This window comes from Mucilaginibacter pedocola, from assembly GCF_002013915.1.
Classification (GTDB): Bacteria; Bacteroidota; Bacteroidia; order Sphingobacteriales; family Sphingobacteriaceae; genus Mucilaginibacter; species Mucilaginibacter pedocola.
In genome coordinates this window covers 259,339-273,693 of record NZ_MBTF01000039.1, presented here as the reverse complement: position 1 = coordinate 273,693, position 14,355 = coordinate 259,339, and the positions used below count along the sequence as shown (strand labels likewise).

Sequence of the window (14,355 nt, the reverse complement as noted above, 5' to 3'; positions counted from 1 at the left end):
GAGGATGGCCAGTTCACGATACCCCAATGTTTGTTAGGCCGTGGCCCCATGACCAGTTCCGGCGCCGCCTGGATGCCACAGGGGAATTAAGTGCGATCAGGCGATGCCGTGGCTGCGCACGGCTGTTTTACGACGGCAGCAGGTCCGGACGCAAAAAATGGTGTTCAATGGCCTCTTGCGCTAACAGCCAAAAAACAAAGCGGTATTTTCGTAAAAGATGCGCCGCAGATCCAGCATAACCGTTCTAACGATCCTTTTGGAAAAGGTCAGCGGATCAGCTATCCTTAAGTGGCCAATGACCGGTTGCTTCCGGTATCGACATTTTTTAAGGTGAACCAGAACGTACTGCCGCTGCCTACTGTACTATCGACGCCGATCTTTCCGCCATGTTGTTTAATGATCTCTGAACAGATATACAATCCCAGTCCCAGGCCCGAAGGGCCTCTGCTGTCAGCAGCCCGGTAATACCGGTCGAAAAGGTGCGGTAACTTCTCTGCGGCGATGCCCTGCCCCTCGTCAGTAACAGACACGCGAATACGATCATCCTGCTGTTCCCAGTTGATAGCGATCTTTTTTGAGCCGGGTGCATATTTGATCGCATTATTTAGCAGATTAACGATGACCTGCTCGATCTTATGCGCATCGGCCAAAACCTGTAAATATGGGTCGCCCTGGCAAGTGATCTGGTAGATACCTTCTAAATTGATGTGATCAGCACATTCTTCGACCAGCGGTGCTAAAAGGAAGACGGCCGTGTTCAAGGCGGCTTGTCCTTCGGTCAGCCGCGAAGCGTTCAGGAGGTCTTCTACCAGCACACTGAGTTTACTTAAACTTGTATTGGCCTGGTCCACCAGTTTAGGCAGCATCGGCCCGGGGTTATCTTTAAGCCTGTCCAATAACTGTAGTGTCGCCTTTAGCGTGGTGATCGGTGTGCGGAGTTCGTGGCTGGCGATACCGAAGAACTCTTCTTTCTGGTGAATGGCCTGGCGGCGCTGGGTCACATCCATGAACGTACCGATCCCGCCAATGATCTCCCCTTCGTCATCCCGGATAGGGGCCGCGTTTATCGATAAGTAAAATACTTCGCCTCCCGGAGGACGGACGCCGACCTCATGATCGTACACATTTTCGCCGGTGGTCAACGTGATATACATGGGGTGTTCCTCTGCCGGTAGGAGCGAGCCGTCGAGCCTAAGATTGGTCCATTTGGCGTCATGGTAGGTCCGCTTTTTGATCTCGTCTTCCTTTAAGCCTAATATCTTTTGCGCCATCGGGTTAGCGTACAGCAATTGTCCTGCGGTGTCGATGATCCCTACACCTTCGGCCATGATCTCCAACCCCGCCAAACCGGCTTGCAACCGGGGCATTACCTTGTCCATGTTAGCATCGTCCTTGCGGTCTGGGATCATGCCGTAAATATAGTTTATATTATGATGGAACTTGCCGCCTTTTAAACTTCACGGCTTGATAAAAGTTGGCGATGCGATGATCGTCTTTAGTTCAATAAGCCCGGTCTTGTATCGCTAATATAGCAGGTGTCAAGTTTGTAGGCGGTGCGAAAATACGGACCTAAGGGAACGGCACACGCTGAGAAGGCCGGAAATTGAAAACTTTCCGTCAACCAGGCTTCATTCGCGCCTTAAGTTCGGTAATATGTGATATCATTACAACCTAATGGTCCACGGGTAGCTGAACAAAAGCTTTTTGTTCAGCTACCGTCCGGTACATGTTCCCCCATTCCCCCATGGCATTGATCACGTTATGCATCGTTTTCCCTAATTCAGTAGTAAAGTACTTCACCTTTGGAGGCACTTCCGGATAGATGACCCTGGCAATGATACCATCATGCTCCAGTTCGCGTAACTGCGCGCAGGATCTCTTTAGGGCTTGCAGCGATGTTATGCTGGAAACGCTAGGGTGCAATGTTTATATGGTACGGTAAAACTTATAAGCGGCGATAAATTGAAGGATCCTCGGGTGCTTTTGATGATTTTCCGGTATGACAGGAATGACCATCACGCCGGAGAAGGTAATGAGGGTACGGGCCGCCTCGGCTACCAACGTGGTGTTGGTTGCATAGGAGAGGCATAGATACGTATTTTTTGTTTTCGGCCGGCAAGGCCATTGTTCATATCCAGTGGGCCGGCAAGCATGTTAATGAACACTGAAGTGACGAATGTTCTAGTCTCCAGTACGGTCGGCCATCAAGCTGTGCCTGGCAATACTCGCGTGAAACCGACCAGCAAAGTCCCCCGGTCAAGCACCCGTGATGCCACGGCCCAGGGATTCCAGCTTTTCGATCGCCCGCACCGCAGCCAACAGGCTTTTTTCAAAAAAAACGGGATCGACGGCCATGCCTTTTTGCTGAAGTAATTGGAGTGTGCCTTTAATAACGGTGAGCGGTGTCCGCCATTCATGATGAAACTCTTCCGGTGCCTTAACGGGACTTGGCGCTGCCGCCCGCTGGATGCCGATCATATGGGTCACTTTTTCGTCTTCTTGTAGCCTGACCGGGGAAATGCTCAATTCGTTGCGGAATGGCGTGCCATCCTTGCGGTAATTGCGCAATATCACTGTTACCTCGCGTTTCTCCCGAAGTGCCTGTCGTAAGGCTTCCAGTTCCGGCTGCTCCTGATCATGACGTTGCAGGAAACGGCAGTTACGGCCCAGTATCTCTTCCCGGCCATAACCTGTCAGACGCTCGAAAGCCGCGTTGCAAAAAATAATAGGATCATCCGCGACCGTGTGGTCAGTAATGATAAAACTGGTATTCGTCGCCGCAACAGCGCCGGCCAGTAAAGCAAGTTCTGTATCACCAGTGAACATATGTCAGCAAATATATTTAAAAGTGATAACAAAAGCTGCGCCATCTGCTGCGGATGTTCGCCCTGCTGACCATAGAAAATCAATGTATGTTGGAAAGAACGGCCCTTTGCCCAAAACAGTACTTTGCCGGCAGCTGTCCGGCCCGGCCTTACGGGCGATCATGTTCTGGGATATGACGGCCCGTAGTCAACATTAAACGATATCGTAGTTCCTTTACCAAGTGTACTTTCCAGCACGATGTCCCCGCCTTGTTTACGAATGATCTCGCGGCAAAGGTATAATCCGAGGCCGGTGCCGGGTTTGTGGCCTTCAGCCTGATAATACGGCGTAAAAAGTTTCGCCTGCTGGTTCTTGGGTATACCGGCGCCGGTATCGTTCACGCTGACACTCAACCGCAGGCCATTCGTTAAGCGGCTACTTACTTTTATACCTCCCGCTTCGGTATATTTGATCGCGTTACTCAGCAGGTTAAGCATCACCTGTTTTAAGCGAAAACTGTCCCCGGTAACCGTAACGTTCAATTCGTCCGGTTGATCAAGCGTCAGTGTCAACCCTTTATTTTCAGCCATAAAACGCATGGCCTCCACCGCATCGGCGATCGCTTCAGCCGGAACGAACGGACCGCTCTGGCGGCTTTCGGCATAGCCTTGTTCCAGTTTACTGACGTCCAGGATATTGTTGACCGTTTCCAGGATAAGTCCTGATGCCAGATCTATGGTGTTCAGCTTTTGTTCCTGCGGCGCAGTGATCGGAGTGCGTTTAAGGGTAAACACTGCGCCGTCGATCGCCATTAGCTTGTTGCGGATCTCGTGGCTCATAATGGCCAGGATCTCCGATTTTTGACCGGCCAGTTTGATGGCCCTTTTGCTTTCTACGCGCAGCCGTCGTTCCGCCCAGCCGACGCGGCGCACATAGATCAACAATAAGACAATAAATACCAGCATGGAGATCAGGGCCACGCCGGTAAAGGTGTTCAGATCGCGGGTAGTGGAAGCGTAACTTTTGAGTGTTGCCTCCCGGCTGCGTTCGTAAGCGATCCGGTCGATATCCTGCAGTTGCCCGATCAACTGCCGGAGGCCGGTCAGCAGGTTCAAATTCGCTGATACCAAGGCCTGCCCTGACTGCGCCAGCCTGCCGTACTGGGAGCCGAGTTCTGCTAACAGGGATCTGGCATCGCGGTCAGACAAATTTTTTACAACCTTGTTTTGCTGGCGCAATGTGATGACTTTGACGGATCGAGTGGCATGGAAGGCTTCTTTTAAGCGGCTGATCAGGCTGCTTTTACTGATCTCTTTACGAGTGGAGACCACCGAATCGACCTTTAGTTGTTCTTTAGGCGTTATGTTTGAAGCCAGCGGCTTATTGCGCAGGCGCTCCATGGTGGTGACGCGCACCAGCGAGTCGAAGCTTTTGCGCAGGTTAAACAAGCTTTTGGAGATATCGAGTTTTTGCTGTAATACTTTTGACAGCTGTGTGCGGCTTTCCGGCAGGCTTGTATCCGCGCTGATCCGGTAATGATCAATGATGGCCGTTATCTGTTTAAATATAGCATCCGTTTTTTTACGGTAATCGGTCAGGTCTGTAGAATTTCCGTTACCGCTGGCTTTTTGGAAACTGTTTTCGGCCATGTCCAGGTCGAGCAGCAGTGCGCTGATCTGTGCCTGCGCGGAAGGTTGCTGCAATTGTCGGCCCATTTTATCCAGCTTGACCGTGATCGCGTGCCTTAAAATAAAAGATCCTGCGGTCACGATGAGGCTGAATAAAAGGAATATAATGACCAGGCGGTTAATGATCCCGGTGAGGTTGCTTTGTGTGGTCATAAATCGATGCGACATTAACAACCTGAAGGGCCTAAATGTTTGGTTAGCTGCTCAGCTGCAGCTTTTGGATCTTTTCTTTCGTTTTTTCGATCTCCTTGTTCAGTTCCTTGATCTTCTTTTGATCTTTCTCGACTTTTTCAGCGGCATCTTCCGCGTCGTCTGTTTCGTTAGCTGCTTTACGGGCTGCCTTAGCAGCTTTTTTAGTGTCACCGGTATCACCGCCTACGGCTGATGCGGCTGCTTTACGGCTTTTTTCCTGGGCCTTGTTCGACTCACTGGCGGCATCTTCGGCGGCTGACTGTTCGTCGGGCAAACGCTGCTGCACCTTGCTGAGTTCTTCCTGCAGGTCGCTAAGTTTTTTGTTCAGTTTTCTCACCTCCGCGTTGATCTTAGCGGTATCACGTTTGCTGGAATCCTGGGTTGTATTAGCTTTAGCGGCGGTGGCTAATCCGATAGCCAAAACCATGATCAAAAGTTTTTTCATTGTTGTTCATTTAAAATGTTGCCCAAATGAACGAACACAATGAAAATTGATAAAGTCGCTTCGACGGAAACGGTCATCCGAACGACGAAAGGCTGGTGTCAGCCGTCACAGCCAGGCGGCGAATCGGGCGCGGAACGCCTCCCGGTATTGCTCGGTGACCGGGATGATCGTTTTGCCGAATTTCACAGTGAGGTGCTGGATAGATTCGACCTTGTCGGGATTGATGATAAAGGAACGATGAACCTTTAGGAAACCATGGCCGGCGAGTTGCTCTTCCATTGCCTTTAAAGTAGATAAAGCGGTGGTCACTTTTTCGCCCGTGACTACGCGCACGTAATCTTTGGCGCTCTCCACATAACAGATATCCGGAATATTTACGCGGATCAGTTCATGTTCCACTTTAAGAAATAGATGATCCGTTTTCGGCGTAGTTTCTGCTTTAGCAGTTGATATTGTGAGCGCTTTGCAGGCAGCCCGATAGAAATCTTCGTAGGCGAACGGCTTGACCAGGTAATCCAGGGCATCGACCTTGTAACCATCCAAAGCATATTCACGCGAGCCGCTGATCAAGACGACTTTCGGCGAATTGCCCGAACCGTTAAGTTTCAGCGTACCCGCAAAGGTAACACCATCGATGCCCGGTAAATTGATATCCAGGATCAGCAGATCAACCTTTTCTTGCTGTAAAGTAGGAATTGCCGCGCCTGCACTAAAGAAATTTCCGGCAAGTTTGAGGAACTCCGTCTGCTCGACCATTTCGCAGACCAGGGCATTGACCTCCCGGTCGTCATCTATCACCAGACAATTTAAAATGCGCTCCATGCCCCTAAAATACGATAGCCGTGCGGTAACCGCAAATTCTTGGCAGGCCCCGGGCGAATGGAAGGGCGTTCTGGTCGGATGGCGGGCGGTTTTGGTCGGACGCGCTTGGCCGCAATGACAGATCATGCTTGATTTGCCCCGACAAAATTTTACCACTATGAAAAAAACATTTAAACAATTCATTATCGCCGGTTCCCTGCTGGGCTGCTCGGCAGGCGCCTATGCGCAAACTACGGCATCAGATACGGCACTGTTCGAAAAAAAAGATTTCCGCACCTGGTCGCTAGGACTTAACGCCGGTGCCTTAAGCCATTATACGCCGTTTAACAGCAGTACGAACGGCGATTTCAAAAAAACGCAGTTGGATTGGGGCTATGGCGCTTATATCAAAAAACAGATCCTCCCCGGCTTTGGCCTGCAGGCAAACTTCCTGATGGGGCATGTAAAAGGCGAAAAAGCAAATATCTTGGCATCGCCCTCAGCGGCCCAGGACGCCAGCGATTTTAATACCCGTATCGAATGGTCGGGTGACCTGAGTGCCAACTTCACCATCGCCAACATGAGCCTGAACCACAAGCGCTCTTTGCTGTCACCTTACCTGACCGCGGGTGCGGGCTATATGTCCTATAATGCCCAAACCTATAATACGCCGTCTGGACAAAACACAGGTTACCAGCGGAACTGGTTCATCCCGGTAGGCGCCGGTTTCAAGCTGGGCGTTTCGCGAGCGGTCAACATCGACCTGGGCTATACTGTGGGCTTTATGAAGACCGGCAATTTTAACGGTGTGGCCAGCGCAATGAACGACCGGTTCTCGTACGCGCATGCCGGTATTGAGATCGCCTTTGGTAAAAGGAAAGCTTCCCAACTGCAGAACTTCAGCCCGATCGCTGCCTTGCGCGAAGCGAATGCGGCCGAAAGCGCCGCGCTGCGCAGCCGTTTGGCCGCCGCGGAACAACAACGCCTGGCCGACCAGCAGCAATACGCGAGGGATATGGCCGATGAAGATAACGATGGCGTAGCCAATAAGTTTGACAAATGTCCCGGCACGGTACTGAATGACAGCACGCAGGCCGATGGTTCCGGCTGCGTGATCAAACGCATCGCCCCGGTAGTGACCGAAAAGGTAAAAGTGATCGTGACCGATGAAGACCGAAAAGTGGTGGATGAAGCCATTCATAACCTGGAATTTGACCTGGGCAAAGCAACGATCCGTGGGCGTTCTTTTGCCACTTTAAATAAAGTAGCGGCCTTGCTGGTACAGAAAAACTTCAGTTTGAAACTGGCCGGCCATACGGATAATACCGGTTCGGCTGAACTCAATATGCGTTTGTCCAAAGACCGTGCAGAAGCGGTGAAAGCTTACCTGGTGGGCCAGGGTGCCAACGCATCAAGGATCGAAGCTACCGGCTATGGCCAGGCCCAGCCCATTGCTTCCAATAAAACGGCAGCCGGCCGCCAGCAGAACAGAAGGGTAGAATTCACTTTGTACTAATTTAAAGCAAAAACGACATGAAAAGATTAAGCATATTAGCTGCACTGGCATTGGTAATGCAGACAGCACTGGTAAAAGCACAGATCCAGCAAGGCAACGTTATGGTCGGCGGAAGTTTATCTAATCTTAGCCTGGGGCTGGATGATTCCAAAGTTTTCAGTTTCGATCTGACCCCTAAGGCCGCCTGGTTCATCAAGGACAATGTCGCGCTGGGCGGTTATGCGGACCTGGGTATCCAGACAGCAAAAGCATCAGCCACCACGGTAAAATATGGTATCGGCGGATTAGGCCGTTATTACACCGGTGCAGAAATGGAAGTGGTCAAACATGGCCGCTTCTTTGGTGAGGGTACCTTGGGTCTGGGTGGTATCAATGTCAGCAACGGCGGCGGCCATACCAACGGCCTTGACTTTAGTTTCGGACCGGGTTTCGCCTATTTCGTAACCCCAAATGTTGGCCTGGAAACGATGCTGAAATATAATGGTGTCGGCGGGTTCGGCAATGCCGGTTACCAAAGCAGCCTGGGACTTTCCTTCGGCTTCCAGATCTACTTGCCCGGAAAGCGAACGCTGGACAAAGTAAAACGCGATATCAAGTAAAGAAAAGCGGGCTCGCTCACCACGTGCCCGCTTTCTTCTTAGGCCAGAACCTTTGAGCAGGTGGTTGGCAAGTTATCAGTATGTCGATCAGTTTGATCATCAGGCTTAGTTGACATGATGGTAGAGTTCGTTAGCATCTTCGTCATTATGCAAATTATGGCCCTTTCTTAACGGCCTTCTTACCTGCGACCCTTACACTTTTTTTAGGCATGTAAAGGCTCCGGTAGTGGCATGGTGGTTACTGACGGTCTGCAGCGGGTAATTCGATCATCTGCTGTTATCGCGCTTTTAAAGACTTGAAGCAAATGACCGAACAGAAAGGTGGCTCGGTCACTTTAAAAAGTGTTCAGGGTAAAGGATCAGCATTTTCGTGCCAATTACCCCCCGCCATGAGGCTGTTAAAAAGCCTTGATCACTATTATAACGTTGACCGGGTTACTTCCCATACAATACTTCCTGATGATCCACCCGAATCCGCGGGCTGATCCTTTTCGTATTTAGTGGAAAATCGACCTGATGAGAACCAAAAAGATCAAGCTGCCGGAGCCTATCCTGGTCAGGGCCTTAAAAGAAAAGGATCCGATCGGGATCAATGCGCTATATCATATGTATAGCGCTTCCTTATTTGGCGTCATTTCCCGCATCATCGATGACACCCAGTTAAGCGAAGATGTCCTGCAGGAAACGTTCATCAGGATATGGCAGGCGATCGAGCAATATGACGCTCAAAAAGGCAGTCTTTTTACCTGGATGGTCAATATCGCCCGCAATATGGCCATCGACCGCCTGCGTTCAAAAACCTACCGGAAAGATGCCAGGACGACCGGCCTGGAAGGCTGTGACGAATTCCCCGATCGTTTCGACCTCTACGAGCGGCTTGATTCCCGTTCGGTCAAATCAGCCGCTGGCCGGTTACCCGGCAAAGAGTTCTCGGTGGTGGAACTTATCTACTTTAAAGGGTATACGCACCAGGAGGCTGCAGCAGCACTTCAAATGCCTTTAGGATCCGTGAAGACCGTGCTCAGCCGTGCCATTCGCCGCCTTCGAGAATATTATCAACCATCCATGCTGCTCGCTTCCTGATCATTGCTGCTCCTGCAGCAGCTGTTTTCTACAGGCTCTTCGTTCAATATGTTCGGAATGATACGGTCGTGCAGCCAGCCTTGAGCATGAAAGTTGGTATTGCCTTTTAAATTGTCGAAGGCGGCCTAACCTTTGGATGTGATCGAGATCGTACGCCTCTGGTCCAAAGGTCGGCCACATGGAGATAAAATTCACTAAAGGTTTACAAGGCTACTGCAACCTTCGGCATTATGATCAAAATTCAAGGCTATTTGAAACTAAAATTAAGTTTTATTGTATATAGGGCTAACTTTCTATTTTCTCCTTATTGCTAACAAATGAACTTGCTATCTTTTGACCCAAGTGTTGATCCAGAACTTTTTTTTAATTCGGCACAGGATCTTTTCTGTATCGCCGGCTTTGACGGCTGTTTCAAGCAGGTGAATCCTGCTGTATGTTTCACACTCGGTTATACCGCCGAAGAATTATTTTCACGGCCGATCGATACTTTTATTCATCCTGAGGACCGCTCGGCGACCAGGCAAAAGCGTAAAGCACTCAGCGAGGGTAAACCACTGTCCAATTTTGAGAATCGGTATATCACCAAAAGCGGGGAGGCCGTCTGGCTCAGCTGGACCTCTGTGGCGAACCCGGCACAGGAAAGCGTTTTCGCTGTTGCTAAGAATATTACCGCGAGGAAGATCAAGGATATTGAACGCGAAGCCGTTCTCAATGAGCTGAGCGCGGAGCAACAGGCCTTAAAAGAATTGGTCTATACTGCCTTGCACGACCTCCGGTCGCCGATCGGTAACATGGCGTCCATTTTTAATTTGTACGGCCAGTTGAAAGAGCCTTCTACGGCTTACCGGGAACCCCTGAAGCTATTAAAAAGCAGCATCGATGACCTCAGGCACCAAATAGACAAATTTTTGGACCGCTTAGCCGGCCACGAACTGAAGAATTGCAACAGGACGGAGGTCCTTTTTTCCGCTGCGCTGGACCGGGTGAAGCAAACGCTTTATGCCCGGATAAATGAAAGCAAGGCGGAGGTCATTTCGGACTTTACAGATGCGGTAGCTGTAAGTTTTGACCAAACCTATCTGGACAGCATTATCCTTAACCTGCTTTCGAACAGCCTTAAATATTCCAGGCCAGGGGTGCCGCCAGTTATCTATTTAACAAGCCGCAAGTTGGATCAATACATTGAACTTACAATTACTGACAATGGCTTAGGGATGGAGCGATCCGTTATCGAAAGTCGTTTGTTTCGCCTTCATCAAAGATTTCATGACCATCAGGAAGGAAAAGGTATCGGCCTGTGGCTGGTCAAGAAACACCTTGATAATTATGGCGGTAAGATCTCTGTCAGTAGCCGGCCTGGGAAAGGAACTACCTTCCGTATGCTCTTCAGGAAATAGCTATGATCTTCCTGGACGTAAATCGGCTGCCAGGCCGATCGGTTGATGTAATTAGGCCTTATGACTTACTACAAATTGGTTCCTTTTATTTATATCTTACTGCATTTATAATGATCTTACCCCAGTTGCACAATAGTGATGTCCCTTTAGATATCAATACTTTTTACTGCAAACCTTCAATGGCTTTTATTAAGTAACAACATAAATTCTAAAAGAAATTTCCCGTGTTTAACAGGATGCGGTTTCCGGTAAAGCTGAAGCAGGATATAACTAATATAGTTTTCGCGGTTCTTAATATCTTCTTTATTCATTTTTACATCAATAAGGGGGCGGGCATGATCTGCTTTGCCGCTAGGCTTGTATAAGGAACAATATTTCCCAGCGCTTTTTTTAAATTTCCACGCCGACCTCTCAGAATTAAAGTTCCTGTCTCGCTTAGGCGGACCCCTCCGGGCCGAGCTCTCCGCTATATCTTTCTTCGAAAGGATGCCGCTGCGATCGCTGACCTGGTTCTTCAAGGTGCCCTGCGAAAACTTAGGTCGGCATTTTCGCTGCGCTGCTAAAGCCGCCCGTTGAGGTGCCGAGCGCCTCTTCAACGCTCACTTGTTCACCACCCTCCATGTGCATTCCGCCGGGTAAAGCGCGTTTCGCGGCTCAAGCGGCCCTCTTGGAAATTCAAGGCCCTTGCCCAGCGCGCTTCCGAAAGAACCGGAAGAAAGGCACAGCCGGGCCCTCCGGGTGCCTCGTCCGGCAATGGTAGCCGGAAGGGCAGCTGTCCTTTCTTCCTGACCAGGCCCTCTCAAGCGGAAACCTGAAGTTCGTCCATAGCCCTTCCCGGACCGCTCTTAAGTTTTTAGATGAGCTTCATTTAGCCTTTGCTTGAGGCGAATTTACCCCTCTTCAGCGGACAAGGCCAAGGCAAGTGCCGCTTAAAAAATCTCCACACCTCCGCTATGCTCCGGGTCGTATTTTTTGCGTCAGCCTTGTCCGCTCGCCCCCCGCGCAAGTATTCTGCCTCTATCAAAGGCCAAATGAGGGTTCTGCCGAAATGGTCATTGGATAACAGATTTTTTAACCATTAAAAATGTAAAGATCATGGAGATCACAGGAAGATTGGTAGCGGATGCTACCGTAAGAGCGGTGAACGCAGAGAAAAATGTAACAGGTTTCAGGGTGGCGGTCAACCGCCGTTACAGGTCACAAGGTGAGCAAAAAGAGGAGACCGCCTACATCGATTGTACCTACTGGCGTGGGGATAAGATAGCCCCGTTCCTGACCAAAGGCATGTTGGTGCAGCTGTCGGGCTTTATGACAGCCGAACCGTGGGTGAACCGTGACGGTGAACCGATGGCAAGCCTCCGTTTTCGCACCGATGAGATCAACATGCTGACCCCATCGGCTAAAAAAGCGGATAAGAAAGCAGCACAGGCAGGCGATAAAAAAGGCGTGCTAAAACCAAGTGAACAATTCAACTAAGCGGACACCATTAGTTTTTAACCCTTAAAATTTACGAAAATGGCACATAACCTTTTTTATAACGAGCAAACAGGAAAACATAGTTTTTTTAGTGTTAAGGAAAAAGCATGGCATGGCTTGGGGCAGATCGTAGAAGATTACCCGACAAGTGCGGAAGCGATACGCTTCGCAGGTTTGGATTACACCGTTGAAAAACGCCCCTTGTTCTCCAATGCCCTGAATAACGAGATCACGGATCTTGACCCTGAACTGGCCACCTCAAAGATCGGCGTACCGAATTTCTTTGCGACCGTTCGGAATGATAACGACACCGTTTTAGGTGTGGTGGGCAAAGATTACGAAGTGGTGCAGAACGTGGATGCGTTCCAGTTCTTCGATGCTATCGTCGGTGGTGATGGGATCAAATACGAGACCGCAGGGGCTTTGGGTAAAGGTGAGCGCATTTTTATCACCGCCAAATTACCGGGGCATATCAAGGTGGGCAAAGCCGACCTGATCGAACAGTACCTGTTCCTGACCACCTCCCACGATGGTTTTGGCAGTATCACCGCCGCGTTTACACCGATCCGTATCGTGTGTAACAATACCTTGAATGCCGCCATGCGCAACCACAGTAATGCGATCAAGATCAGGCACACCGCTTCGGCAGGTGACCGCTTGAAACAGGCGCATACCTTAATGGGGATCTCCAGCGAAACGGCGCAGGGACTGGAGGAACTGTTCGATCACTGGACGAAAGTCCGGATCACCGATAAGCAGGTGAAAAAATTGATACAGTTGGCGATGGCACCCAATAAAGAGGTCGTAAAGAACATTGAATTGGGGCTAATGGATAATTTGTCTACCACATACACCAATATCGTGGATAATGCCTTTGCCTATGCGATGGGTGACCCTACCCAAACGATGGAAACGACAGCGGGCACTTTGTTCGGCGCATACAATGCGGTAACAGGGTATTATCAGAACGTACGCAATTTCAAGGACGGTGAAGCCAAATTCAGGTCGGTCATGGATGGCACGGCCAAACAACGGGCGCAGGTCGCATTCGACCTCTGCCTCGGCTTTGCCCAAAATGGCGATGGTATCCTGAACCTGAATTAACGGAATATGCAGGGGAGCGATCCCCTGCTTTTTACCCACGCATAAATTATTACAGATGCAACCATTGAATTTAATGGACAACGTAGCGAAAGCGAGGCTTTTGCACAGCTTGCTGAGAGAAGAGATACCCGCCTTTTTGGCTTACCTGAACGAGCTGACAGAAACGGTACTGAATGAACAGGAACGGATCCGCCAAGAATGGGACAACGGTATGTTAAGCCCTGAAATGTGGTTCGGGCTTGCTGAACAGGTACAGGCCATCATGGCCAAATACCCTAAAGGCCTGTACCGCTCGCCCAATGTTTGTGCCGACCAGTTGTTCGATGGCTTTTTAGCCATTTTCACCCGCTATGCGCTGAACAACTATGTCGCCAACGACAGGCACGCCGACCCGAAATTCAAACCCGCAGTTGAACTTTTATTTACGTAAGCCATGAGGACAGGGAACATGACCACCGCTATATGCGGCACATGTCTGATCCTGCTTTACCTGTTCATCCGCTATCGGGTGAACAGGCGCAGGTTCGGGCGCAGGGGTATCGCAGGATTACAGCAATTCCGCAGTTACCGCCATTTCGTGGTGGTGGCGACCCTTGAAAGTATCGTAATGATAGCCGCCAAACTCTGCGGACTGGCAGGGTTGGTATTATTGGCTGCCGCAGGTTTTAACCATTTAAAAATTAAGCCATGAGCATATTAGCGAACAGGACGGAGCGGAAGGCGCTCCGCATTTTGGGCAAGGCCCTGAAATTCTTCGATCAGACCGTACTCCTCAAAATAATTTACATATACATGTCAAGAAAATAACCAAATTTTTCCGATCATTGGCGCTGTATTTTACATTAAAAAGGGGCGATCCAAAAGTCTATCAGGAGTCACCAACGGAAAAGAGAGTGATCAGGAAAGCAGTTTGGATGCAGGAGTGCGTCAACTCGACATCCTGTTCTGTTCCCTCCGGTATCTGCAAAAAGCGGCCTTGAAGTTTTACCATAGATCTGGACCCCATACGAACAAGCACACCTGTGATCTTGTATTGCTGATCATTTCTGGCGGACCCTTCCATCAGATGCAATAGGTCACTGGCCTCTAAAAGGTCCGTCGCAGGGCTTGTATAAGCCAGCGAATAAATGTTGTTTTCGGCCATCATCAAAGTATGATCATCACTGTATTTAGCAGTGATGATCGTTTGAGCTTGATATAATCAGGACCGGCTAATGATTTTTAAATATCCTGCTTAACGCATTCACAA

The 14,355-nt window shown here is 49.8% G+C and carries 16 protein-coding genes; 9 read left to right on the top strand and 7 right to left on the bottom strand.

The window, feature by feature from the left end:
• Nucleotides 1-26: 26 nt before the first annotated feature.
• Nucleotides 27-239: a CGNR zinc finger domain-containing protein gene (locus BC343_RS32045; protein WP_078351575.1), complete on the top strand. Its 213-nt coding sequence runs from the start codon at nt 27-29 to the stop codon at nt 237-239.
• A 45-nt stretch (nt 240-284) separates the two neighbouring features.
• Here the strand turns inward: BC343_RS32045 and BC343_RS30370 are convergent, their stop codons facing one another.
• The 6 genes from BC343_RS30370 to BC343_RS30345 all read right to left on the bottom strand — a co-directional run bounded on the left by BC343_RS30370 (nt 285) and on the right by BC343_RS30345 (nt 5,952).
• Nucleotides 285-1,409: a PAS domain-containing sensor histidine kinase gene (locus BC343_RS30370; RefSeq protein WP_078351574.1), complete on the bottom strand. Its 1,125-nt coding sequence runs from the start codon at nt 1,407-1,409 to the stop codon at nt 285-287.
• A gap of 262 nt (nt 1,410-1,671) precedes the next feature.
• Entirely contained in the window at nt 1,672-1,923 is a 252-nt protein-coding gene (locus BC343_RS32040) for a winged helix-turn-helix transcriptional regulator (RefSeq protein ID WP_078351573.1), read from the bottom strand.
• 333 nt (nt 1,924-2,256) lie between these two features.
• Entirely contained in the window at nt 2,257-2,826 is a 570-nt protein-coding gene (locus BC343_RS30360; protein WP_078351572.1) for a PAS domain-containing protein, read from the bottom strand.
• A 158-nt stretch (nt 2,827-2,984) separates the two neighbouring features.
• Complete coding sequence (locus tag BC343_RS30355; protein ID WP_162276978.1) at nt 2,985-4,646, bottom strand: sensor histidine kinase; 1,662 nt, start codon at nt 4,644-4,646, stop codon at nt 2,985-2,987.
• Nucleotides 4,647-4,689: 43 nt separating this feature from the next.
• The gene (locus BC343_RS30350; protein WP_078351570.1) at nt 4,690-5,130 is read right to left on the bottom strand and encodes a hypothetical protein; all 441 of its coding nucleotides are present in this window, start codon (nt 5,128-5,130) and stop codon (nt 4,690-4,692) included.
• 105 nt (nt 5,131-5,235) lie between these two features.
• Entirely contained in the window at nt 5,236-5,952 is a 717-nt protein-coding gene (locus BC343_RS30345; RefSeq protein WP_162276977.1) for a LytR/AlgR family response regulator transcription factor, read from the bottom strand.
• 157 nt (nt 5,953-6,109) lie between these two features.
• Here BC343_RS30345 and BC343_RS30340 point away from each other — a divergent pair, with 157 nt between their 5' ends.
• The 8 genes from BC343_RS30340 (at nt 6,110) to BC343_RS30300 (ending at nt 13,797) form a co-directional block, all read left to right on the top strand.
• Nucleotides 6,110-7,447 (top strand): OmpA family protein, encoded by a 1,338-nt coding sequence (locus BC343_RS30340; RefSeq protein ID WP_078351568.1) that lies wholly within the window; start codon nt 6,110-6,112, stop codon nt 7,445-7,447.
• Nucleotides 7,448-7,464: 17 nt separating this feature from the next.
• Nucleotides 7,465-8,046: a hypothetical protein gene (locus BC343_RS30335; protein WP_078351567.1), complete on the top strand. Its 582-nt coding sequence runs from the start codon at nt 7,465-7,467 to the stop codon at nt 8,044-8,046.
• A gap of 516 nt (nt 8,047-8,562) precedes the next feature.
• Nucleotides 8,563-9,129 carry an RNA polymerase sigma factor gene (locus BC343_RS30330; RefSeq protein WP_078351566.1) on the top strand — a complete coding sequence of 189 codons (567 nt, stop codon included), beginning with the start codon at nt 8,563-8,565 and terminating at the stop codon, nt 9,127-9,129.
• A 317-nt stretch (nt 9,130-9,446) separates the two neighbouring features.
• Entirely contained in the window at nt 9,447-10,526 is a 1,080-nt protein-coding gene (locus BC343_RS30325) for a PAS domain-containing sensor histidine kinase (protein WP_078351565.1), read from the top strand.
• Nucleotides 10,527-11,621: 1,095 nt separating this feature from the next.
• Complete coding sequence (locus BC343_RS30315; RefSeq protein WP_078351563.1) at nt 11,622-12,002, top strand: single-stranded DNA-binding protein; 381 nt, start codon at nt 11,622-11,624, stop codon at nt 12,000-12,002.
• A gap of 39 nt (nt 12,003-12,041) precedes the next feature.
• Nucleotides 12,042-13,106 carry a DUF932 domain-containing protein gene (locus BC343_RS30310; RefSeq protein WP_078351562.1) on the top strand — a complete coding sequence of 355 codons (1,065 nt, stop codon included), beginning with the start codon at nt 12,042-12,044 and terminating at the stop codon, nt 13,104-13,106.
• Between the two features lie 55 nt (nt 13,107-13,161).
• Nucleotides 13,162-13,536, top strand: a complete 375-nt coding sequence (locus tag BC343_RS30305) for a hypothetical protein (protein ID WP_078351561.1) — start codon at nt 13,162-13,164, stop codon at nt 13,534-13,536.
• Between the two features lie 3 nt (nt 13,537-13,539).
• Entirely contained in the window at nt 13,540-13,797 is a 258-nt protein-coding gene (locus BC343_RS30300) for a hypothetical protein (protein ID WP_143822409.1), read from the top strand.
• Between the two features lie 177 nt (nt 13,798-13,974).
• Here the strand turns inward: BC343_RS30300 and BC343_RS30295 are convergent, their stop codons facing one another.
• Nucleotides 13,975-14,253, bottom strand: a complete 279-nt coding sequence (locus BC343_RS30295; protein ID WP_078351559.1) for a BLUF domain-containing protein — start codon at nt 14,251-14,253, stop codon at nt 13,975-13,977.
• Nucleotides 14,254-14,355: the final 102 nt, after the last annotated feature.